We start from the raw sequence: 24667 nt of genomic DNA, 5'->3' as shown, positions 1-24667 counted from the left end.
TGGTTTTTTATCTTTAGAACCATCTTTATAGGTTACAACAAGATTGTTTCCTTCTTTTTCTACTTTATCAACAACTTTTGAAGCAGCTTCTACTTCTGTACCTTTTTTATCAGCTAAACGTGCATCTGGATTGTTTTGAGAATATTCAAGTTTAACTTTCTCTTTAATTTTTTCAAACTCTTTATCAGTAACATTATTAACATCTGATACAACTACTTTGTCAGCTTCTGCTGGAGTTTTAATATCATATTTTTGAGTTTGAGGTTTAAGAATTACATTAACCGCAGTTGGGTCGGTAACATCTCTACCATTTCCTCTAGCATCTGCTCCATCTTTATCAATGGCTTTTACAAAACGCCATCCTAATGGAGTTCCTCCATCTTGAATTGCTTTTTCAAATTTTTCTTTTGTAAACTTCCCTTCAGGTGCTGGAGTACCTGTATATGTAATAACAGCTGGATTTTCTGCTGTTGCTGTTGTTTCAGTAGTGAATTTATTCGCAGTGAATCCATATTCTGTATTTTGTTTATTAGTTTCTCCTGCTACGTCTTTAAATTCTTGGTTACTTCCTCTTCTTAACTCAGCGCTTGCAAGTTTACCACTATCATCTTTGATTTTAATATCAAAAGAATTCACTTCTGATGCATATACATATACTTCTTTTTTATCTGGTGCTGGGTCAGAATATTGAATTTCTACTGTTGGTTTTTGGTTAGTTCGTGTTAATTCTGATAATAGTTTTTTATCTTGAGAACCATCTTTATAGGTTACAACAAGATTTCCTTTATCGTCTTTTGTTACTGATTGGATCTTAGCATCTTTATCAGCTACAGTTGTACCTTTTTTGTCTGCCAAGTTAGCATCATCATTTGTTTGAGAGTACTCAAGTTGGAGTTTCTCTTTGATTTTGCCTAGCTCAGCTTCTGTTACGTTAGCTGGATCTGCTACAGTAACTTTTTCTGTTGGAGCTGCAATATCATATTTTTGAGCTTGTCCCTTAAGCATAAGAAGGAATGAACCTGGGTCAGTCGCGTTTGAGCTACCTACGGCTTTATTCTCAATGGATGCACCATCTGTATCCGTTGCAGTTGCATAGCGCCAGCCTAAAACCATACCTTTTGGATTTTCACCTTTAGTTGCCGCATCCAGTTTATCTTTTGTCAAATCATCTGTCGCCGCTGGTGTACCTGAGTAAGTAATGACTGCTGGTGTATCTGCTGTTGCTGGGGTTTCAGTAGTGATTTTATTCGCTGTAAATCCATATTTAGCGTTAATTTTATTTGCTTCACCTTCAACTGGATTAAATGGTTGGTTTCCTCCGCCATTTACAATTGCGCTAGTGATTTTCCCGCTATCATCTTTGAATTTGATATCGAATGAATTTTTTTCTCCAGCATATACATAAACTTCTTTAGTAGCTTTATTAGAGTAAGGAATCTCTACTGTTGGCGCTACTGCTGGAGCTGCTGGAGCAACTGGGGCTGCTGGTTGGGCTGCTTCTTTTTCAACAATTACTTTTACTGGTCCTTCTACCTTCGAACCATCTGAGTATGTTACAACTGCTGTTGCTGTTTTTTCTCCTGGCGTTGCTGTGTTTACTGGTGTCTTGAACTCAGCTTTTGTTCCAGCAGGAAGATCTTTGAAGTTAGCAATTGAATTTTCTGCTTTTGGTTGTTCATTAACTTTAACTGTTTGAGTTTTTACAGTTGGAGGGGTAACATCAGCTTTTGATAGATTTACAGGGTTCTCTGCAATTCTGTGGAAACCGTGGTCAACTCCTGCTGTCCCGGTACTCAACATCCCCATCGAAACCTTCATGTTTTTCAACTGTTCATTTGTTACTGTATTAGGAACTGTTGTTGTAAACTCCCATACATAACCGTCTCTATAGTTACCACCTGTATTCGAATTATCATAGATAACACGCTTACCTGGCAAAGCATTTGAGTTTACTAAATTTTTTGTATCAGATAGCTCGTCTTTTACCGCATCCTTATAGTAGAAGCTAGTGTTATTATACAGAGTATCTAGTCCTCTAGTATAATTGTCCCAACTACCATTTATTTTCAAATTCTCATTTTTAGCAAGAGCACGCCCTGCTGCTGTGGATGGAGTAGGGTTATCAAAAGTTACAGTATCACTAAGAGCACTTCCATCTCCGCCAACTAGTTGATATTTTCTGTCTACAAATTTCATTTCCGCTCTATATTGCAATCGGCGAATATCCGTAGGCATATTCACTTCATTAGGAATCTGAATGTAGTTTCGGAACACTTCATTCTTTACTCCATAGTCATTAGCGAAATTTTGTAAATGGTCATTGAAAAAAACTTGCCAGTCTACAGAAGTAATTTTCCCAGTAGCATCTGTATTGTAACGAGCTCTATATTTCATTACGGAATTAACAGCAGTTATTGCATTACCAGATTCAGATGAACCTCTTATACCACTAGTAATAACACTGTCTTTTTTCCCATAGTCGTTCCCCTGAGAATCAATATTATAGGCAATTTCCGCCCTAAAAGCATTATTTTTATCTAATGCTTTACCGTTACGTGGGTCGTTAGATCCTGTGTTTTCGATTGAGTTAGATTCTGATTTTTTCTCAGTGTTTTCTGCTTTTTTACCTACAGTTTCTTTTCCATTAGTAGTGTCTACTGCTGGAGTTTCTTTTTTCTCTACAGGTTTATTTTTTAATTTAGTGTTAGCTGTAGTTACAAGTTTATTGTAAGCTTTTGTGATTTCACCTTGAGTTGTTGCGTTTGCTAATGTAGCTTTCGCAGCTTCTAAGTCAGCTTTTAGTACCGCAACACTTTCTTCAGTTTTGTTTTCGTATGTTCCGTTAGCTAATTTTGCTTCGATTTCTGCAATGTAGTTTTCTAGTTTAGTTTTGTCTAAAGCTTTAACTTCTTTTGCAGTTTCTCCATCAAGTTTTGCCGCTACTGCTGGTTCTGTTGTAGACACAGCTGGTGTTCCAGCAACTTCTGGCTTGTTTTCTGCTACAGCAGGTGCCTCATAAGTCTTGCCATCTCCGTTCTGTGTAGGGTTAACATCCCCAGTAGTCGAGTTGTTTGCTACAGTAGTTTCTGCTGTGTTTGCATGAACCACTTGGGTAGCTAAACTAGCTCCGACTGCAAAAACAAGAGAACAACCGAATAGGAAATGCTTCCCTTTTTTGATCATTCTCCAGTTCTTTTGCTCTGCATTTTTACGATTAAAATACATCACATTTTCTCCTTTTGATATCTAAAAAATAGCATGTAATACACATACACATACACATACACATACACATACACATACACATACACATACACATACACATACACATACACATACACATACACATACAATCAATATTATAATTTACATTAGCAGATTTGTCAATTATATTAATTATTTTTTATTATTTTTTATTATTTTCCATTATTTTCAGAATATTTCAGGATTTAAACCATTTATTATATTATAGCGTTAAAATAAAAATAAAATTTTCCTTTTCTTCAAGACTATGATAAATGCCATTTTTTTGAATACTTATAAAGAACATGTCAACTTATCCTACATATAAGCCATTCCTTTTGAGTGCCAAAAATAGGAAACTATGAAAGTAAAGTCCATCAGATACAAATACTCTTCGAAAATATCTTCAAATCACGTCAGCTTCCATCTGCAACCTCAAAATTAGTGTTTTGAGCAACCTGCAGCTAGCTTCCTAGTTTACTCCTTGATTTTCATTGAGTATAAACTATGGTCAAGAAGAAATCATTCTCCCTGACCAGACCTTTGGACCATTACAAGCCATCATTTGTAGCTATTCAAAAAAGCTCCATACTATCTATTATTCAGGGATTCCTGCTACAGATAGTATGGAGCTCAAAAAGCAGTTACACGAGCATGACTGCCATTCTATTCTTGCATGGTGTAACCAACACCACGCACGGTTTTAATGTAGCTTTTTTGACCTTTTACATCAAGCTTGCTACGTAGATAACGGATATAGACATCCACAATATTTGTTTCTGTCGCACTTTCATACTTCCAGACACTTTCCAACAACTGCTCACGAGTCAGGACTTTCTTGCTTCCCATAAGAGTAGCCAAAAGATCATACTCACGACGCGTCAGAGCAATCATCTCTTCGCCACGATAAACAGTATGATGTTCTACATCCATACGCAGATTGCGGTAAGACGTTGGAACCTTCATCTGACTACAGTGTTGGTCGATAAAGTCCCGACCTCGGAAAATCGCTGAAATACGAGCCACCAAATTCTCAATAATAACTGGCTTATAGATGTTCGAAACGGCAAAGCGTTGGATTGCCTCAATCTGATCTTGCAAGTCTTCGCGATGGTCCAAGACCATAATGACTGAAGCTGGCTTAGTTCGGCTCAGCTTGTCTGCAAAATCCTGGGCTGTCATATCCCCCAGATGAGCATTCAATAAAATCAAGTCATAGTCTGTCTGAAGAGCCATGGAAAGGGCTTTTTGCCCCTCCTCAACCTGATCAACTCGGTATTGCTCTTTTTGGAGTTCCAAACTTAAAAAATGAGCTAGATTTCGTTCTTTCTCAAGTAATAAAATCCGTTTCCCCATGGCAGACCTACTTATTTTTCGTCATACCAAGAGTAGTGGAAGGTTCCTTCTTTGTCTTTACGTTGGTAAGTGTGGGCACCAAAGTAGTCACGTTGTGCTTGGATCAAGTTAGCTGGAAGGTCAGCTGAACGGTAGCTATCAAAGTAAGTAATAGCTGCTGAGAAGGTTGGCACTGGTACACCAGCTTGAACCGCAAGAGCTACGATGTCACGCACTGCTTGTTGGTACTTAGCAGTAACATCCAAGAAGTATTCATCCAAAAGAAGGTTGGCAAGGTCTGCATCACGGTTGTAAGCATCTGTAATTTTTTGCAAGAAACGAGAACGGATGATACAGCCATCACGCCAGATAGATGCGATATCTGCAAATGGCAAGTTCCAGTTGTTTTCTTTAGAAGCTACACGCAATTGCGCAAAACCTTGTGCGTATGAAATGATTTTTGAGAAGTAAAGGGCTTGACGGATTTTTTCAATCAACTCAGCCTTGTCTCCTTCAAATTTGAAAGCAGCTGGTTTTGGAAGAACCTTGCTAGCATGTACGCGTTCTTCTTTGTAAGTAGAGATGTAACGTGCAAATACTGATTCAGTGATGAGTGACAATGGCACACCAAGGTCAAGTGATGATTGGCTAGTCCATTTACCAGTTCCCTTGTTACCTGCAGCATCAAGGATATAGTCTACGATTGGTCCATCTTGACCTTCATCATCTTTACGGCTCAAGATATCAGCTGTAATTTCGATCAAGTAGCTGTCCAATTCACCCTTGTTCCACTCAGTAAAGATTTCAGCCATGTCTTCAGCAGAAAGGCCTAGCAAGTGTTGCATCAAGTCATAACTTTCTGCGATCAATTGCATATCACCATACTCAATACCATTGTGAACCATTTTCACATAGTGACCAGCTCCATCAGGACCGATGTAAGTCACACATGGTTTACCATCTTCTGGTGCTTTAGCTGAGATTTCTTCAAGAACATCTGCAACCAATTCGTAGGCCTCTTTTTGTCCACCAGGCATGATAGAAGGACCTTCAAGGGCACCTTTTTCACCACCAGAAACCCCAGTACCGATAAAGTTGATACCTGAGTTTGCCAATTCTTCATTACGACGGATTGTATCTTTGTAGAAAGTATTTCCGCCATCAATCAAGATATCACCTTTGTCAAGGTGTGGAAGAAGGGCTTGAATTGTAGCATCTGTACCAGGTCCAGCTTGAACCATAAGCATGATACGACGAGGTTTTTCGATTGAGTTTACAAAACTTTCAACGTCATAGCTTGGTACAAAGTTCTTTTCAGGATGGCAAGCAATCACATCTTCCGTTTTTTCTTTACTACGGTTGTAAATAGCAACTGTGTAACCACGAGATTCAATATTAAGGGCAAGGTTACGACCCATTACGGCCATACCTACGACACCAAAGTTAGCTTTTGTCATTTGACACTCCTCTTGTTTAATTTGTTTTATTTTATCATTTTTACTTTTGAAAAGAAAGAATTTTGTAACGACTGTTTAGTAGTCCAAATCATCCGCATGTCCAGAACCATTTCCAACAAAGTATCCTGTCTTACAGTTAAGGGTAAAGAGGTAGGTTCCATCTGGCTTGTAGAGGTTGTAATAACCATTACCATTAACGATATTGACACGTTCAAGGATGTATTGGTTACCAGTGATATAACCACGTGAACGTGAAGTCGCTAGAATTTGTTCCAAAACACCATCCGCAAAATCCCAGGCAGAGTTATTGCTATCATCAATAGCAGACTGATTATAGGCAACACGACTCGCACTTCTTTGAACAGCAACCCCTGCACTTGATACACCCATATTGACTTCACTGCGAGTACTGCTAGTTTCAGTTGATGCAGTATTTGAGCTACTTGGACTTGTTTCACTAGCAGTATTTTCACTTGCTTGACTAGAGCTTGAGCTGCTAGTTTCACTTGAACTTGAGCTTGAAGCACTTGTTTGCTGGCTCTTACCAAGGCTGATAGCCTTATCTAGCAATTTATCAAGCTCCGTATTTCCAGTTTTAATATCTGTAAATTTAGCATCCGATTTGGCTTTGGCATTTGTATCTACAACACCATCAACAATAGCTGGCTTTTCAAATTGAGCATTGACCTCTTGAATGGCCTTGATTTGCGTTTCGAGGCTATCATATTTAGATTTTGCAAGCGTATATTCACGACTACCTTCTAATTTATCAAGTAAGGTCTTCAGTTGGCTCAGTTTATCAAACTGGCTATTCTTCAAAGCTGTTTTGTTGCTATCTGTATAGAAAGCATCATATAAATTATTGAATTCTTCTGCATCTGACTGCGTGTTTGTAGATGATTGAGAAGTCTGGATTTCCTTGGTCGAACGAGCTACTTGACGATAAACATAATAACCAGTTCCAAGGATAAGAACCACTAATGCGGCTAGAATACCGTAAAGCACCCATTTCTTCTTACTTTTCCCATCTTCACTATCCGTCACTCGAGAACGTGTGAGAGCCTCTTCCGCTCCAACCAATGGTACCTCTTCAGTCTCAAATTCTTCGACAAGAGGAGTTTCTGAAACTCTTGTTAATTCTAAATCATCAAACTGACGCAATTCATCTTCTGGAGCTGGAGAAGTTACTCCTGTTTCCTCACGAAGCTCTTGAAGCAAATTATCCAGAGTCTGAGTCTCCTCTACCTCTTCTTTTTCAACTAAATCATCCTTGCTAAACTGGCGTGTTTCAAACTTATCTGCCTCAATTTCATCTTTATGTTGTTTCACATACTTGTCCAAGATAGAATCTCCAGGCAACACACCTGCTTCCACCTCTTCATTTTTTCGCATAGCTTCTCCAACCGTTAGCTCTTTGGCATCATCAAAATCAAATTGCGCTTCTGGATGTTCTGTTTTATGACGATTCCGTCTGTTCTTACTCATGAGTTTTCCTTCCTACTTTGCTTCCTGACGTTTAACACGCTGACCAAAATATTGATACAAATCAACTTTTAAAGTTCCGTTGTACAACTTCCGTTTCTTATCCGCCTGACTACCGTACTTGGTCTCAAAAGCTTCATCACTAGTTAGGATAAATTTACTCCACGTTTTCATCGGGGCAAATACTTGACCCATCTCAGCATAAAGCTTGGTAACCCCTGCATCATCTGACAAGCGTTCACCATAAGGCGGGTTGGAGATAATCACTCCATTGATTTTATCGGAACGTAAATCCTGCACGCGCATCTGCTTAAAGGTAATATCGCCTGCAACCCCTGCTGCCTGAGCATTAGCCTTAGCAATTTCGACCATACGTGCATCGATATCACAACCCATGATATCTAGTTCCAGTTCACGATCTACTTTTTTGGCTGCTTCTGTACGCACTTCTTGGATCAAACGATCGCTAATCCAGTTCCACTCCTCAAAGGCAAAGGAGCGACGAAGACCAGGCGCCATCTTTCTAGCAATCATAACTGCCTCGATACAGAAAGTTCCCGAACCACAGGTAGGATCAATCAAAGGCTTGTCTGGATACCAGTTAGAAAGTTGCAAAATGGCTGCTGCCATGTTTTCCTTGATAGGAGCGCCACCTTTTTCTGTACGATAGCCACGTTTAAAGAGACTGGATCCTGTCGTATCAATCATGACAGTTGCTACGTCTTTCAGAATAGAAACTTCAATCTTAAACTCAGGACCAGTCTCCATCAAGGGAATACCTTCTGGACGAGCATAATGTTTCTGCAATTTCTTAACAACAGCCTTCTTTGAAATAGCCTGTACACTTGGCTCATTGTGCAGTTTAGATTTAACACATTTAGCTTTGGCAATCGGAAAGCGAGCACCAAGCGGTAAATAATTTTCCCAATCTAGGGCGAAAACTCCCTGAAACAGCTCCTCAAAAGTCTTAGCTGGGAAAGTTCCTACGATAATCTTAATACGGTCTGCTGCACGAAGCCAGAGGTTGGTTTCGATGATGGCTCTCGCGTCTCCTTGAAAACGAACACGGCCATTTTCAACCTGACAATCGTAGCCCAACTCCCGCATTTCTCGCCCAACAACGGCTTCAAGACCCGCCGCAGCGGTCGCGATTAAATTAAATTCTTTTTTCATTTTCAGTCTTATAAGACCTTTCTATATGTCCACTTTAAAAAATGAGGTTGAGAAAATTTCTCAGCCCCAACCTATATGCAATTTTCTATAAGCCATGTTTTGTTCCAGAAGTGACTAGGATCACTTCCTTCGATAATCATCTGTCTACCACTAACAGCCTACAGCTGATAGCAATCAGAGTACTACGTTCGTTTCCGCGTACTCCATGCCCCGACCGAAATTTGGGTTGCTAGCTTGAGGGGTTTACCGCGTTCCACTCTCTCCGTTTCCAGAAAGACTCCGTCACTGTGGCACTTTCAAGTCTACTCTGGCCTATCCAAGGACTTAGCCATTTCAACTGCCGTAACGATTTCTCGTCCCTAGGCTTATGGTTTCGCCTAGCACAAACACTACAGGCATCACAGCCTGTGCTAGCATGGACTTTCCTCATGAAAAGAAATTCTCCTCACGCGATTATCCAAAAATTGCACTTTTCAAATAATCTCTTACAAATCAGAGTTATCCAAAATTTGTTTGCCAAACACTTCTTTCTCAAGACGATTTAGACGTTTCAAAATGTCAAAATTCGTCATAGAAGTTGTAGCTGTCATTTCAAGTGGTTCTGCTTGAACCGGTGCAGATTCAGGTTTGCGAGACAATTCTTCCTTCAACTCTGCAATTTCTTGACGGAGAGACTTGACTAAAGCAGCATAAGTTTCATAGTCCTTGATGACATCGTCCAAAAATTCATCAACTTCAACCTTACTATACCCACGGACTTCACGTCCAAACTCTTGCTCGAAAATATCTTTCGCTGAAAAAATAATACTTGCCATCTCTCTCTCCATTCTCGGTTTCTAATAGTATTATTATATAAAAAAAGGCAAACAAAAATCAAGGTCAAAGGCTTACTTTTCAGAAAAATTTTCTGCTAGCTCATTTAAGTCTTCAAACGTTAACCTTTTTATGCGATAACCTGCCTGATTTTTCATCAAATTGTCCATAAATTTTAATTTGGTTTCATTTTCTGGGTCATAGAAAAAATAAGCTAAGTCAGTATTTTCCAGCAAAAATCGTTGGTAGTCTCGTAGTTGCCCCATGTGTTCATATTTAGGATAGGCATATTTGACAAAATCGACCTGCTTAAATTGGTTAAGTTTAAGCTGATTCGCTTCATTCCAATTTTCCCCGTGTGTTTCAAAATCAAAAATGGTCGCTAGGCTGAAATCATATTCTTCTTTCATTTCATTTGCGACATCTAGCACCCAGGATTCAAATCCCAAGTTTCCTGTAAAAACCAGCCATTTAATCCCTTCTTCTGCTAAACTTTCTAAATCACGGCGAATGGCTTTCTTTATGATTTTTAATCTGATATCTTTTTCATTAAATAAACCCAAGTCAAAGTTAGAATATCCCATAATTAAAGCTGTAGTCATTTTTACACCTTTCTTTCTATTTTTATGGTATAATAGAGTGATGTTATTGTACCAATAAGGAGAAATATGGTCAACTATCCTCATAAAATTTCATCGAAAAAAAGCCAAACATCCATTTCTCAACCAAAAAATTTCGCAAATAGAGGAATGACTTTTGAAAAGATGATTAACGCTACCAACGACTACTATCTAACGCATGGCATGGCAGTTATCCATAAAAAGCCAACGCCTGTTCAGATCGTTCGAGTAGACTATCCTCAACGTAGTCGGGCCAAAATTGTAGAAGCCTATTTTAGACAAGCTTCCACAACAGATTACTCTGGCGTGTATAGAGGATATTACATTGACTTTGAAGCTAAAGAAACGCGGCAAAAAAATGCTATCCCAATGAAGAACTTCCATCTTCACCAGATTCAACATATGGAACAAGTTCTAGAACAGCAGGGCATTTGCTTCGTACTGCTTCATTTTTCTTCTCAACAAGAAACTTATTTGTTGCCGGCACTTGATTTAATTCGCTTTTATCATCAAGATAAGGGGCAGAAATCAATGCCACTTGGATATATTCAAGAATACGGATATTTAGTAAAGCAAGGAGCTTTCCCTCAAATTCCCTATCTCGATATTATCAAAGAACATTTACTAGGTGGTAAAACAAGATGAATAAACAAATTATTCTGCGATTTTTAAAGTATATGGGAATTACATTCCTTACCTTATTTATCGCTTTATTTCTATTAGGTGGTGGTGTCTTCCTCTACTTTGTTAGCAAGGCTCCAGCCTTATCTGAAAGTAAACTAGTCGCGACAACTTCTAGCAAGATTTATGACAATAAGAACGAACTGATTGCTGACCTTGGTTCTGAACGTCGCGTAAATGCTCAAGCCAATGAAATTCCCACTGATTTGGTTAAAGCTATCGTCTCAATCGAAGACCACCGTTTCTTTGATCATAGAGGTGTTGATACCATTCGTATCATGGGGGCAGCATTGAGAAACCTCCAAGGGAAAGGAGGGCTACAAGGGGCTTCGACCTTGACTCAGCAATTAATTAAATTAACTTATTTCTCTACTTCAACTGCTGACCAAACCTTGTCACGTAAAGCCCAAGAAGCTTGGCTGGCCGTTCAACTAGAACAAAAAGCAACCAAGCAAGAAATCCTGACCTACTACATCAACAAAGTCTACATGTCTAACGGTAACTATGGAATGCAAACCGCAGCCGAAAATTACTATGGAAAAGACTTGAAGGATTTAAGCTTACCACAGTTAGCACTCCTAGCCGGAATGCCTCAAGCCCCAAACCAATATGATCCATATTCCCACCCAGAAGCTGCTCTAGAGCGTCGGAACTTAGTACTTTCAGAAATGAAGGGACAGAAATATATCAGTGCAGAAGATTACGAAAAAGCTATTAATACGCCTATCACTGATGGACTTCAAAGCTTGAAGTCATCCAATAGTTACCCTGCCTATATGGACAACTACCTCAAAGAAGTAATCGACCAAGTCGAACAAGAAACGGGCTACAACCTTCTTACCACAGGTATGGAAGTCTATACTAATGTCGACAAAGATGTTCAACAGCGACTTTGGGATGTTTACAATACAGATGAGTACGTTGCTTATCCAGATGATGAACTTCAAGTAGCTTCCACTATTGTGGATGTAACAAATGGTAAAGTCATTGCTCAGTTAGGTGCCCGTCACCAATCAAGTAATGTATCTTTTGGAATCAACCAAGCCGTTGAAACCAACCGTGACTGGGGTTCTACTATGAAACCAATCACTGACTATGCTCCCGCTTTAGAATATGGAGTCTATGACTCTACTGCCTCTATTGTACATGATGTTCCTTATAACTATCCTGGTACTGATACTCCTGTCTACAACTGGGATCATGGCTACTTTGGGAATATTACAATTCAGTATGCACTCCAACAATCACGTAATGTTACAGCAGTCGAAACCTTAAATAAAGTTGGTTTAGATCGAGCGAAAACCTTCCTAAATGGCTTAGGTATCGATTATCCAAGCATCCACTATGCTAACGCCATTTCAAGTAATACAACAGAATCTAACAAACAATACGGTGCAAGTAGTGAAAAAATGGCTGCTGCTTATGCCGCCTTTGCTAATGGTGGTACTTACCACAAACCAATGTATATCAATAAGATTGTCTTTAGTGATGGTAGTGAAAAAGAATTTTCTGATGCTGGTACACGAGCTATGAAAGAAACTACTGCCTATATGATGACCGAAATGATGAAAACTGTTTTAGCATACGGAACCGGACGTGGTGCTTACCTACCATGGCTTCCACAAGCAGGTAAGACAGGTACTTCTAACTATACTGACGACGAAATTGAAAAGTATATCAAGAACACTGGCTACGTAGCTCCAGATGAAATGTTTGTAGGTTATACTCGTAAGTATTCTATGGCTGTATGGACTGGTTACTCAAATCGTTTAACTCCAATCGTTGGAGATGGTTTCCTAGTTGCTGCTAAGGTTTATCGCTCAATGATTTCGTATCTATCAGAAGATGACCAACCTGGAGATTGGACGATGCCAGACGGCCTGTTCCGAAATGGAGAATTCGTCTTCCAGAACAACGCAAAGAACACATGGAATAATTCAGTAACACAACAAACACAAACGGTAGAAACTCCAAGCACAACAGCTGAAAGTTCAACTACACAGGCAAGTACGACGGCTGGTCAACAACCCAATAATGCTCCAGCAACTGATCCTAATCAAGGACAAGCTGGCCAGGCTGGTCAACCGACACAACCAGTACAACCAACGCCACAAAATCCACAAGTTCAACAACCACAACAGTGAGATGAAAGAAAATCCTGAGAATAAAAACTCAGGATTTTTTCTACAAAAAAATTAGCTTGATAATCTTTGAAAGTGAGGATAGGTTTCAATTCGTTTTCGATAAACCAAAAGAAGTTAGCGAATAACTAACTTCTTTTTATCTTATTTCACATGTTTTGCAAGTTCTTCTTGCGCTTTTTTATTGGATTCTTCTTTTTCTTTCATCCATTTATCTTGAGCTTTTTGGTATTCATCCACAGTGACTGCCTTGTCTTGAAGTTCCAAGTATTTGTATAGGAGCGGATCGCTTGTCCCCTTGTTACCAGAGAAGGCAAACGGCATCGTAAATGGTACCATCTTAGACAAGATTGGGCGACCAGTGAGTGATGTTGTTGGAATAATCAAGGCACTATCTGTCAACCAAGCTTGGGCTGTAGCATACTTATCATAACGTTTTGCTACATCTATTGTCTCATTTCCAGCTTCAGTTACCAATTTCTCATAGTCGTTCAGACCAACCTTCTTAGCTGCAGCATTATCTGTACCAGAATCAAAGCCAAAGTAGGTTTTAGTGTTTTCACCAACTGATGGTTTGATAATATCGAGGTAAGTAGATGGATCCGCAAAGTCTGGAGACCAACCAACATTATCTGAAATATCCCAATCTTCCCCAGCTGCTGTTTCAGCAAAGTAGGTAATATTCAAGACTTCATCTTTTTGTAGTTGTTGAATATCAATTACGACATTATCTGTACCCAAGGTTTCTTCAACCGATTGTTTGAAAGATTGAACACGTTGAACTTTTGTAGTTGCTGTCTGGTCAACTGGCATATCCAAATGAATTGGGAAGGTCACGCCTTCTGCCTGTAAAGCTGACTTAGCCTTCGCAAATTCGGCCTTGGCTTTTTCTGGATTGTAGAGACCATCTTGGGCATCGGCCAGATTAACATCCTTCCATTCATCCCCATAGGTTACTAATTTTTCTTTGACCATATCGCCAAAGTTTTTCCCATCTGCTTGAACAAATGTTGGTGGCACAAAGAGATTACGCAAAATTTTGCTTGCTCCACTGACACCGTTCACTTGTGAAGCATAGGCAGTACGATCCAAACCAAAAGCAATAGCTTGGCGGAAATCCTTGTTTAAGAGAGCCTTTTTAGTAGAAGTCTTTTGTTCGTCACTAGTCTTAGAAGTATATTTATAGGACTGGCGGTCAATATTTGTACCAACTAGATAAGTCGTAGAGTCCTGTTGGGTATAGACAATATTGTCCTTCATCGTTTTTTCAAGTTCTGCAAAACTTGCATTTGTAGGATAAAGTCTGGCTGCTGTAAGACTACCATCTTTAAAGTTTTCTGCAGGTTTGCTGGTATCTTGACCATCCCAGAATGACAATTTTATCTTATCAACATGAACATTATCCTTATCCCAATAGTTAGGGTTCTTTGCAAATTCAACGGAAGATTTAGCCACAAGAGATTTTAACAAATAAGGACCATTATACAAGATACTGCTTGGATCTGTCGCTTTAGCAAAATCATCCCCTTTTGAGTTCAAAAACTCTTCATTAACTGGTGCCAAGACACCCATTGTTGTTTTAGAATTCCAAAAACTTTCAGGTTTGTTCAAAGTGTATTGGACTGTTTGATCGTCAAGGGCTTTAATTCCAACTTGAGAAAAATCTTTATTTTCCCCTTTAGCATAATCATCCAGACCCTTGATTGAATCTTGTACCAAGTAAAGAGCTTGTGATTTCTTATCTGTTGCATATTTAAGACCTGTTACAAAGTCTTGAGCCTTGACAGGAGCATATTCTTCACCTTCAGATGTGTACCACTTGGCATCCTGACGAATCTTATAAGTGTAGGTCAAACCATCTTTAGAAACTGACCAGTCCTCTGCCATAGAGGGAACAAGATTCCCATAACGGTCATTTTCAAGTAATCCATCAATGACGTTACTAGTAATGTTTGAAGTAGCTGCCTTGCTGGTTGTCAAATAGTTGAGATTATCTGGGTCTGTCTCGTAAGTAAATGCAAAGGTCTGCTCACCTTTAGTAGCAGAACCACCAGAACAAGCCGCTAAGACACCTGCAGCTAATAAAGTGACTCCCGCAAGAGCCAATACTTTCCTTGTTTTCATAGTACTCTCCTTTGTTTTTCTATCCATTATAGACCCTTTTTAAAGTTCTGTCAATAGAATTTTCTGAATTTTAGAAAATTATTTTTTAAACAACAGATTTGCAAAAATATGAATAATATCAAAAATACCTCAACTACATTAGGTAGTCAAGGAATTATCAATCATATTTCTAAAAAGCAACTGAGGAACAGTCTTAGTTCTTTAATCTAACTCATTTCTCACGCACTGCAAAGCTGTTGTCATGAAAACATTATATCTATTACTTTCCTGGGAAGTTCATTAACGACCAGGATTCAAATTAGTTAGCATCACTTTTTACTTCTTGTTTATAAAATTCTTTCAAAGCATCTTGCCAAGTTGGAATCACAAATCCAGTAGATTTAGCTTTGGTCAGGCTCATTGTTGAGTTTAACGGACGTTTAGCTTTTGCTGGAAATTGACTTGAATCTACTGGCTTAATTTCCACATCTGTATCTTTCAAAATTTCAACTGCAAAATCATACCAAGTTGTATCTTCTGTCGCATCATTTGATAAATGATAATAACCAAATTCCTTGCAATTTTCAGCTAGATAAGTCATAAATTCAGCCAATGTACGAGTCCAAGTTGGGCGACCATGCTGGTCATTTACAACCGTTAATGTCTTATGAGTTTTCGCAAGGTTTTGCATCGTGAAAACAAAGTTTTTACCGTAATTTCCAAATACCCAGGCAGTACGGATAATATAGAAATTAGACACATACTTCTCAACTAACTCTTCTCCCATGCGCTTTGTACGTCCATATTCTGTCTGTGGATCTGGTCGGTCATCTACTTCCCACTCTTCTCCAACTGGTTTCTTACCGTCAAAGACATAGTCGGTGGAAATATAAACTAGGGTTGCACCATGCTTTTCAGATGCTTTTGCGACATTTTCTGTCCCCGTAACATTGATAGCAAAGTCTAATTCTTTACCTTCATCCTCTGCTGCATCAACAGCGGTGTAGGCAGCACAGTGGTATACTAAAGTCGGTTTAACTTCTTCGAAAACTTTCTCAACCATTTCTTCATTTGTAATATCCATCTCAGCCACATCTACTGCTACGTATTCTTCATTACGCTCATCCAATAAATAACGCAGTTCAGTTCCTAATTGACCTTTTGATCCTGTAATTAAAATCATCTCTGTACCTTTCAACTTTGTAACTCTTCCCAATATAGCAATAAAAAGCAGCGATTTCCTGCTTTTTATAATTTAATAATCTCCTGAGTCTTAGCATAATTGGCTTCAACAGCCTCTTTCTCTGCTTTCCACCAGTCTTGGTTGTCTGTGTACCACTTGATGGTCTCTTTGAGACCTGCTTCAAAGTTAGTAAACTCTGGTTTCCATCCTAGTTCATCACGAAGTTTGCTGGCATCGATGGCATAGCGGAGGTCGTGACCAGCTCGATCTGTCACGTGGTCATAAGCGTCAGCAGATTGTCCCATTTCCTTAAGGATAAGTTCCAAAACTTCCTTATTGTTCTTCTCCCCATCAGCTCCAATCAAGTAGGTTTCACCGATTTGACCTTTTGTCAAGATTGTCCAAACTCCTGAAGAATGGTCATTGGTATGAATCCAGTCACGAACATTCTTACCTTCACCGTAAAGTTTTGGCTTAATTCCACTTAAAATATTGGTAATCTGACGTGGGATAAATTTTTCGATGTGTTGATAAGGACCGTAGTTATTTGAACAGTTGGAAATCGTTGCTTTGACACCAAATGATCTCACCCATGCTTTGACAATCAAGTCTGAAGCAGCTTTGGTTGATGAGTAAGGAGAACTAGGATTATATTTGGTATCAGCAGTAAATTTTTCACCTGGACCTTCACCATGTCCTGGCAAATCCTCGCGTAGAGGGAGGTCTCCATAAACTTCATCTGTAGACACATGATGGAAGCGAATATCATATTTGCGAGCAGTTTCCAAAAGAGTATAGGTTCCGATGAAGTTAGTATGTATAAACGGTGATGGATCATTCAGTGAATTGTCATTGTGACTTTCCGCTGCATAATGAACGATAGCATCTGCTTGAGCAGCCAACTTGTCTACCAACTCCGCATCAGCAATATCTCCAACAACCAACTCAACACGATCACCTAAAATTTCTTCAATATTAGCGCGATTTCCAGCATAAGTCAACTTGTCTAATACTGTCACGTGAACATCTGGAAAGTTCTTGTAAACATAATGAACAAAGTTAGAACCGATAAAACCTGCTCCACCTGTCACGATAATTTTTTTGTATTCAGTCATAGTCTTTCCTTTTTTACAAATCTTCTTTTTTCAAAGGTTTTACATCCTTAAGTAGTGGATGATTTTTATCAGCTTCTGAAACCTCTGCTTCAGCAAGATTGGCCCACTCAATTCCTAATTCTGGATCTGCATAATTGACAAAGGCATATTTAGATTTCAAATCTAATGCCCAATAATCGTTGACCAGATAGCTATAAGAGACTGTATCTGATAGAACCTGAAATCCATTAGCTACACCACGGGGAACAAAGATACCCTTACTAGCATCAATTACTGTTTGATAGGTATTTCCGAATGTTTCTCCCTCACGTAGATCAACCCAAGAACCCAGTACTTTCCCACCATCTGCTACAGAGATGTACTTATCCCAAGGTTCTGCATGCAAGCCACGAAGAACATTTTTACGTGAGAAGGATACATTGTTTTGCAATTTTCCTTCTGCAAAAAAGGACTCTGGGAAACCTAGTGGGAGCATTTTTTCCTTCTGAAAATTTTCCTTAAACCAACCACGATTATCGCCATGAACAGGGATATCAAATTCCAACATACCGGGAATAGCTTCAACCTTACGAGCTACAAGCGTCTTACCAAAAAAATTATCTGTCATCTATGCTTCTCCTATCAAACGGAGCAAATATTGTCCGTATTCATTTTTCTTAAGAGGTTGCGCCAACTTTAATACATCCTCACGGCTGATATACCCCATACGATAAGCAATTTCTTCTAGATTTGCAACTTGAAGATTTTGCATACGTTGCACTGTTTCAATATACTGTGAAGCTTCCAGTAAACTTTCATGAGTTCCTGTATCCAACCAAGCAAAGCCACGTCCCATCAGCTCAACAGATAGGTCTCCGCGTTCTAGATATGCTTTATTTACGTCTGTAATTTCCAATTCACCACGAGGGCTTGGTTTAATATTTTTGGAAATTTCTACAACATCATTATCATAGAAATAAAGGCCGGTCACTGCATAATTGGAACGAGGATGTTCTGGCTTTTCCTCAATAGAAACAGCATTCATCTCCGCATCAAACTCCACAACACCAAATCTTTCAGGATCCTTAACTTGATATCCAAAAACAGTTGCACCTCTCTCCTTATTAGCAGCCTTCTGAAGCATTTTAGATAGACCAGGACCATAGTATATATTATCTCCTAGAATTAGGGCGACACTGTCATTTCCAATAAATTTTTCACCGATAATGAAGGCCTGAGCCAATCCATCGGGACTAGGTTGTTCCGCATAAGAGAGATTAATTCCTAACTCCGAACCATCTTGAAGCAGTTCTTTAAAGCGAGGTAAATCATGAGGAGTAGAGATAATTAAAATATCTTTGATACCAGCTAACATCAATGTTGAAAGCGGGTAGTAAATCATCGGTTTATCATAAACCGGCATCAGTTGTTTTGATGCAGCTCGAGTCAAAGGATACAAGCGAGTTCCTGAACCTCCTGCAAGAATAATACCTTTCATAATCGAACTACCTTTCTATATTAAATTAGAATTTTTTCATTAGTAATCAGAGACAAATGACACATTACTTATTGAATTTAAACCAATTATTTAATTAATTTATCTAAAGCTGTTTTCAAATAATATCCTGATCTTATATTATTTCCTACCTTTTGTGCATTTTCTACTAACTCTTGATATTCTTCTTCCGAAATACTATTGATTGTTTCTTGTATATCAAACAAAGAATCAACTGTAATACCACAATTATTCTTTAAGACAAAATGAGACAAAGCAGATTCCTTCCAAACAATGATAGGGAAACCAGAAGTCAAATAAAGTGACGCTTTATGAGAATTGTTATAGCGTAGATACTCTCCAAAAAATCCACTACAAGTCTCAGAACTGTCACCATCCCAAACTAAACCAAAACTTCCTTCCAATACTGATGGAAGTTCATCTGGAAGAAATGAACCAAAGTAGGTTTCATTAGATAACTTCCTAGACTCATCAAATCCAACACCATATAAATTAAATTGTGGTTCTATAGGTAATGAGTACAGATATGCTGCTTTATCTTGTGATAAATTTCCTGCAACAATTATTGGTTGTTCTTTTCTTAAACTAGTTTTTTCTATAAAATCTGGAATTAAATAATCAAAGATTTCTAAATTAGTAATTTTTTCTCCAATAACTCCTTTATTGACTAATACTCCTTTCATTACTTTATTATGAGCAATAATACCATTTACATAATGTAAAGAAGATCCCTCCGTAACTTTCATACGTAATTTCATTCTAAAAGGTAATGTTTCATCATTTACAAAACGTAAAGTTTCTAAATCATGAATCAGAAAATAGGTTTTAATACCTTTTTTTCTAAGGAATTTTAGTAAATTACTAAATAGTAAGGAATGGTGTAATAATGGAAATTGGATAACAATCTCATCGCCTCTTTTTAAAAGTTTGAATGCTTTTGATAGTGCTTGATATTTATGTATCTGTGCCTTGAGTACATTCATTTTATACCAATCATCAACCAATACTCTTAAAGGGATATATCCCAACTCATTTAACACAGTTTCAACATCATTACGTGCCTTATTGCCAGCATTTTTTTGGTTAACATCGTTTAAAAATTCTTCTTTTAAGTAGTATTTCATATTTTACCTTTCATTTTTCAAAAGATGACTTTTCTGGATAGCGTTCTTCTAATAATTTTTTGAAAAGTATAATATTTCTTTCATCAATATTAATACTATCATTCACACATAGTAGTTTTCGCTTCTTATTTCCAAAAATTTTCTTCAGCTTATCAATTTGATTTAGCTCAATTGATTCACCCATATTTTTTGAAATTGGATAAAACTCATTACTTTCAATCTGCCAGTGCTGACAAATATACTGATTCACATCCACCCCATAATTTCTGAATTGATTCCGTGACGTTCTATCCAATACCTCCGACTCGATTTTCCAAAGATGAGCTAAAGTACTCTTTTTCATTGGAACTGGAAGATGTTGATTTACATACCCCGTAGGGCCCCATGGAAGTAATAAGATATTCTTCAATATTAAAGTACCATATCTATAATTAAAAAATTTCCAAGGAGAAGATTTTAAGGCTTGATTTTTGGGGAAATGACGATAAATCAATTCAACGTTATTATGATAAGTGTTTGTATACGAGGACCATGGAACTAAAGCATCGTAAACTGCTAAAAGCCTCGGTTGATTATTTTTGAAGAAATCTGAAGGTTTTACATCTTTTATCAAATACATGTCATCGTTAAAATAAATAAAATTTTCAGACAATCCTTCAATTCTATGAAGATTTAACTCAATAGCCGCTGAATTAAAAGTTGGAAGATAGGATTCTGGAATAAATTCCTTATGTGATATCAATCTCAATTTTGGATGATTAAGATTCAGCCAATCAGGTTTTTGACCATTCGTGATTAAATAAATATTATTAACCCACGGTGCATGTCTCTCGATCATACGAAACCAATATTGAAAAATTCCATATTCTCGATAACGCTGTTCACCATCAGTATCTTCATTTAATAATTCTTTTTGACTGCTTATTCTTTGTTTTTCCTTAATAAAGTTAGGATCTTTCCCATCTACCCATAAAACAACAATATCAATTTTATCCTTCATTATCTTTTTTAAACTCTTCTTCTACAACATTCAAGGCACGTTCAATGACCACGTGCATGTCGTAGTATTTATAATCGGCCAAACGTCCGCAGAAAATAACCTTATTATTCTGTGCTGCTTCTTCTTGATATTTAGCAAACATAGCATTGTTTCTCTCATCATTGATTGGATAATAAGGCTCATCTCCACGCTTCCAATCAGCTGGGTATTCACGAGTAATGACCGTTTTATCTTGTGTACCATACTCAAAGTGTTTATGCTCAATAATACGAGTATAAGGAATTTCTCGTTCCGTATAGTTAACAACTGCATTTCCTTGATAATTTTCATCATCTAGAACTTCATGTTCAAAACGAAGACTACGGTATTCTAACTCACCGTGTTTATAATCAAAGTATTGGTCAATCATCCCTGTAAAGACAACTTTTTCAGCAGAAGCTTCCAATTCCTGACGATTGGCAAAAAAGTCAACTCCAAGTTCTACTTCAACATCCTTCAGCATATTTTCGATAATAACGTTGTACCCTCCAATTGGAATCCCTTGGTAACGGTCATTAAAGTAGTTATTATCAAAAGTCAAACGAACTGGTAGACGTTTAATGATAAAGGGTGGAAGGTCAGTCGCAGAACGTCCCCATTGCTTTTCAGTATAGCCTTTGATCAACTTTTCATAAATATCTAGACCGATCAATTTAATAGCTTGCTCTTCCAAGTTTTTAGGTTCAACGTCCTTCATATGAGCCGTTTGCTCAGCAATCTTATCTTTGACTTCTTGAGGAGTTTTTGTTCCCCACATAGCATAGAAAGTATTCATATTGAAAGGTAGATTATAAAGGCTACCCTTGTAATTAGCTACAGGCGAGTTGATGTAGTTGTTGAATTCAGCGAATTGATTCACATAATCCCAAACTTTTTTATTAGAAGTATGGAAGATATGGGCACCATATTTATGAACATTAACACCTTCTACATTCTCACAGTAGATATTTCCTCCAATGTGGTCACGTTTATCAATAACTTTTACTTTTTTTCCACGCTTGGTTGCTTCATAAGCAAAAATTGCTCCAGACAAACCAGCACCGACGATTAGATAGTCGTACATATTACACTCCTTTATTTTTTTAATAATTGTTGTTTTAACTCATTTAGATTGATTACTTTAAAAATCAAAATCATACTTGCATAAATGATTGCTCCCAGAAAAGCATATAATCCCACATTGATCATCGGTGATACATTTAGGAATTGTTTTATAAATAGCAAGATACCATACATAAATCCTGATGAAATTATAATTTTAATCAATGAACCCAGAATAGGTACCTCTCTCAAATAAGAGCGAGTATAGAATAACTGTATCAGCCATACTAGTACCTCTGTTAAGACAGACACAATTGCTGCACCTATATAGCCCAGCTTTGGAAGCAAAAGAAGATTTAATCCCACACTCACAATAGCAGGAATTGTTGTTGACAGCATAAATTCTTTATTTTTATTATGAGGAATCAAAATTTGAATCCCCATAATATTGGTCCAACCAATAAAGAACATTCTAAAAATCATAATTGCGATCGCATGACGTGCCTCTTGAAAATCTTGACCCAGGAAAAAATTCACAAAATCATCATTTACAATTAGCATTCCTGCTATAATAGGGAAAATTACCAAATTATAAATCAGAAATGACATCTCATGCATTTTGTTAACTGCTTTATGATCCCCTGAAGATAAAAGATTTGAAACCCGTGGTAACATGACACTACCTAACGAAGTCACTAGTGTTAATAAAATATTAACAAGTTTCCAAGCTTGGTCATAAATACCTACATCTCTTGCTGAAGCAAGAATCCCAAGCATAGTGCTATCTAATGTCACATAGAGCGATATAGCAATCTGAGGTAAGAATAATAAGATGACTGGCTTCAAATGCCGTTTAGCATACATCAAATCGAAGTGTGGTTTCCCAATAAATTCTTTTGCTGGTAACCACATACTTAATTGTCCTAACAATTCAAAAGTGGTTAGTAAAAAAACATATAAAGATAAATCGTTTGATGATCTTATGAATAGAAAAATAGAAATAACACCAGCTAATTTCACCGTAATATTTCTTACTGTAATCTTTCGAAAATTCTCTAAACCTTGAAATAACCAAGAAATATCTAAAGCTTTAGAAATCAAACTAAAACCTAAAATATAAGCCACAGGATTTTTCATAGTAGGTAAAATAAGACATAGTACAACATACAGCACAAAAGAAAAAATTGCTGCCCCTAGCTGTAGAGTATAAATGCCCCAAAAATTCCTACAAATATCTTTCTTATTACTTGAGATTTCCTTGGTAGCATAGTTAGCTACTCCTAAGCTAGCTAGCAAAAGAAAATAGGTAACAATAGAGCTGAAGAAGCTATAGGTTCCTAAAGCTTCTGATGAAAATACCCTCGTAACGTATGGAGTTGTGATGATAGGTAGTATTATGAGTAATAACTGATAAGAAAGATTATAAGCATAATTTTTTATTATTTTCATAGTCTTACTTCTCTTTTTTCCTTATTTTGGATATCATACAAATTAGCAAAAATTGTAAACATAAAAATATTGTATCCTGGTCTTATCCAGAAAGCTTCAATCATACAGTTAATTGTAATAAGAGATAATAGGGCTAGAAATAAATATTTTTTTTGCTTATGAACTTTTTTTGAAGCAAACACATAAATCAATACTAACAATACAACAGGAATTAATCCATAATAAAATAACATTTGGATATAAGATGAATCAACATAGTTATAACTGTGAACCGACTCGGTGGTCCCACCATAGCCAATAAACTTTACTCCAGCTTTACCAAATAAAGGTAAACCATATGTATCCAGTGCATTTTTACCTAAAAACAATCTCATACTAAACAGATTATTTAAATTCACATAGAACGAAGAAGACCATGTGAAAAAGTAGGAAACATAAAACATGAAAGCAGAAAAAATAAGAGCAAAATATGGCATTATACTGTATACTTTGAATTCTCTTTCTTTAGTATAATACATGATTATGAAAATCAAAGTTGCAGCAAGAACTGATAATGCATTTAGTCGTGCATCACAAAATTTTAGTAGAAAGAATGCTAAAGATAGTCCTACAATTGTTCTGATAAATATGTATTTTTCTCTAAGCAAATAACCCCAAGCAATAAATAGGTAAAAACAGTGAGAAGCAAAATCAGTTGGATAGATGAAACCAAATGAATTTCTAACTACTAAACTAGATGAGCGAATTTGAGCAAATTGTAAATTAGGTACTACTCCTAAAATTGAGAGTAGAAAGATTAACAAGACAATTATACCTGATACACCCACATATGTTTTCAAAACTACATCAACATCTGCTTGATATAATAGTATAATCAACAATGAATACAGAAGAAAATTGGTACCACCCGTACGTAAAAATACTATAATACTTGTCAATATCAATAAAATACTCGATATAATATAAAATGCACTAAATTTTTTTATAAATAAAAATCTAAAAATCAATAATAAAACTACACATATTAATAAAATCACGGGAATATTAGGTAGTGTCCTATTTAACATTGTAGTCATAATAGTATCATATCCCGTAACTATAGTTAATACAAAAATCACCAAAAGGTTCTCAAATTTAATTTTTAACATAATATCCTTTTTACTGTTAGTTTTT

At 37.2% G+C, this 24667-nt stretch carries 19 protein-coding genes and 1 other RNA gene; 2 read left to right on the top strand and 18 right to left on the bottom strand.

Annotation, left to right across the window (positions count from 1 at the left end):
- From NMM26_RS07285 to NMM26_RS07250, 8 genes are all read right to left on the bottom strand, one after another.
- On the bottom strand, positions 1 to 3225 hold a 3225-nt coding region (locus tag NMM26_RS07285; protein WP_254754465.1), incomplete at its 3' end, for a Rib/alpha-like domain-containing protein.
- Between the two features lie 684 nt (positions 3226 to 3909).
- Positions 3910 to 4599, bottom strand: a complete 690-nt coding sequence (locus tag NMM26_RS07280; protein ID WP_254754101.1) for a response regulator transcription factor — start codon at positions 4597 to 4599, stop codon at positions 3910 to 3912.
- Positions 4600 to 4610: 11 nt separating this feature from the next.
- The gene (gndA, locus tag NMM26_RS07275; protein ID WP_000158778.1) at positions 4611 to 6035 is read right to left on the bottom strand and encodes an NADP-dependent phosphogluconate dehydrogenase; all 1425 of its coding nucleotides are present in this window, start codon (positions 6033 to 6035) and stop codon (positions 4611 to 4613) included.
- Between the two features lie 75 nt (positions 6036 to 6110).
- Entirely contained in the window at positions 6111 to 7520 is a 1410-nt protein-coding gene (locus NMM26_RS07270; protein ID WP_000042191.1) for a cell division site-positioning protein MapZ family protein, read from the bottom strand.
- A gap of 12 nt (positions 7521 to 7532) precedes the next feature.
- On the bottom strand, positions 7533 to 8690 hold the full coding sequence (locus tag NMM26_RS07265) for a class I SAM-dependent RNA methyltransferase (RefSeq protein ID WP_000711359.1): 1158 nt from the start codon (positions 8688 to 8690) through the stop codon (positions 7533 to 7535).
- Between the two features lie 83 nt (positions 8691 to 8773).
- An RNA gene (gene rnpB, locus NMM26_RS07260) (RNase P RNA component class B) lies at positions 8774 to 9155 on the bottom strand.
- 20 nt (positions 9156 to 9175) lie between these two features.
- On the bottom strand, positions 9176 to 9505 hold the full coding sequence (gene gpsB, locus NMM26_RS07255; protein WP_000146534.1) for a cell division regulator GpsB: 330 nt from the start codon (positions 9503 to 9505) through the stop codon (positions 9176 to 9178).
- A 72-nt stretch (positions 9506 to 9577) separates the two neighbouring features.
- Complete coding sequence (locus NMM26_RS07250; RefSeq protein ID WP_000205316.1) at positions 9578 to 10105, bottom strand: DUF1273 domain-containing protein; 528 nt, start codon at positions 10103 to 10105, stop codon at positions 9578 to 9580.
- Between the two features lie 66 nt (positions 10106 to 10171).
- On the opposite strand from NMM26_RS07250, the gene recU reads away from it, so the two are divergent.
- Positions 10172 to 10768 (top strand): Holliday junction resolvase RecU, encoded by a 597-nt coding sequence (gene recU, locus NMM26_RS07245; RefSeq protein WP_000248752.1) that lies wholly within the window; start codon positions 10172 to 10174, stop codon positions 10766 to 10768.
- A complete protein-coding gene (pbp1a, locus tag NMM26_RS07240) occupies positions 10765 to 12948 on the top strand; it encodes a penicillin-binding protein PBP1A (protein WP_254754100.1) in 2184 nt (727 codons plus the stop codon). Before recU ends, pbp1a begins: the two co-directional genes overlap by 4 nt.
- Positions 12949 to 13089: 141 nt before the next feature.
- On the opposite strand, the gene NMM26_RS07235 is transcribed toward pbp1a, so the two are convergent.
- The 10 genes from NMM26_RS07235 to NMM26_RS07190 all read right to left on the bottom strand — a co-directional run bounded on the left by NMM26_RS07235 (position 13090) and on the right by NMM26_RS07190 (position 24642).
- The gene (locus NMM26_RS07235) at positions 13090 to 15069 is read right to left on the bottom strand and encodes a peptide ABC transporter substrate-binding protein (protein WP_000857580.1); all 1980 of its coding nucleotides are present in this window, start codon (positions 15067 to 15069) and stop codon (positions 13090 to 13092) included.
- A gap of 298 nt (positions 15070 to 15367) precedes the next feature.
- The gene (rfbD, locus tag NMM26_RS07230; RefSeq protein WP_025171431.1) at positions 15368 to 16231 is read right to left on the bottom strand and encodes a dTDP-4-dehydrorhamnose reductase; all 864 of its coding nucleotides are present in this window, start codon (positions 16229 to 16231) and stop codon (positions 15368 to 15370) included.
- Positions 16232 to 16296: 65 nt separating this feature from the next.
- Positions 16297 to 17346, bottom strand: coding sequence for a dTDP-glucose 4,6-dehydratase (gene rfbB / locus NMM26_RS07225; RefSeq protein ID WP_000141491.1), 1050 nt, complete (start codon positions 17344 to 17346; stop codon positions 16297 to 16299).
- A 13-nt stretch (positions 17347 to 17359) separates the two neighbouring features.
- Positions 17360 to 17953, bottom strand: coding sequence for a dTDP-4-dehydrorhamnose 3,5-epimerase family protein (locus tag NMM26_RS07220; protein WP_000131476.1), 594 nt, complete (start codon positions 17951 to 17953; stop codon positions 17360 to 17362).
- Entirely contained in the window at positions 17954 to 18823 is an 870-nt protein-coding gene (gene rfbA, locus NMM26_RS07215) for a glucose-1-phosphate thymidylyltransferase RfbA (protein ID WP_000676117.1), read from the bottom strand.
- 86 nt (positions 18824 to 18909) lie between these two features.
- Positions 18910 to 19965 carry a galactofuranosyltransferase gene (locus NMM26_RS07210; protein WP_254754099.1) on the bottom strand — a complete coding sequence of 352 codons (1056 nt, stop codon included), beginning with the start codon at positions 19963 to 19965 and terminating at the stop codon, positions 18910 to 18912.
- 10 nt (positions 19966 to 19975) lie between these two features.
- Positions 19976 to 20968, bottom strand: coding sequence for a stealth family protein (locus NMM26_RS07205; protein ID WP_254754102.1), 993 nt, complete (start codon positions 20966 to 20968; stop codon positions 19976 to 19978).
- Positions 20955 to 22067, bottom strand: a complete 1113-nt coding sequence (gene glf / locus NMM26_RS07200; RefSeq protein ID WP_254754098.1) for a UDP-galactopyranose mutase — start codon at positions 22065 to 22067, stop codon at positions 20955 to 20957. The genes NMM26_RS07205 and glf overlap by 14 nt, the downstream gene beginning before the upstream one ends.
- Before the next feature lie 11 nt (positions 22068 to 22078).
- Positions 22079 to 23494 (bottom strand): flippase, encoded by a 1416-nt coding sequence (locus tag NMM26_RS07195; protein WP_254754097.1) that lies wholly within the window; start codon positions 23492 to 23494, stop codon positions 22079 to 22081.
- On the bottom strand, positions 23491 to 24642 hold the full coding sequence (locus tag NMM26_RS07190; protein ID WP_254754096.1) for an O-antigen ligase family protein: 1152 nt from the start codon (positions 24640 to 24642) through the stop codon (positions 23491 to 23493). Before NMM26_RS07190 ends, NMM26_RS07195 begins: the two co-directional genes overlap by 4 nt.
- Between the last annotated feature and the right edge of the window lie 25 nt (positions 24643 to 24667).

It is taken from the genome of Streptococcus sp. CF7_Ac1-8, from assembly GCF_024295435.1.
GTDB classification, from domain to species: Bacteria; Bacillota; Bacilli; order Lactobacillales; family Streptococcaceae; genus Streptococcus; species Streptococcus mitis_AP.
Note: the sequence above shows the minus strand (reverse complement) of the source record. Positions and strands in the feature narration are given on the sequence as shown.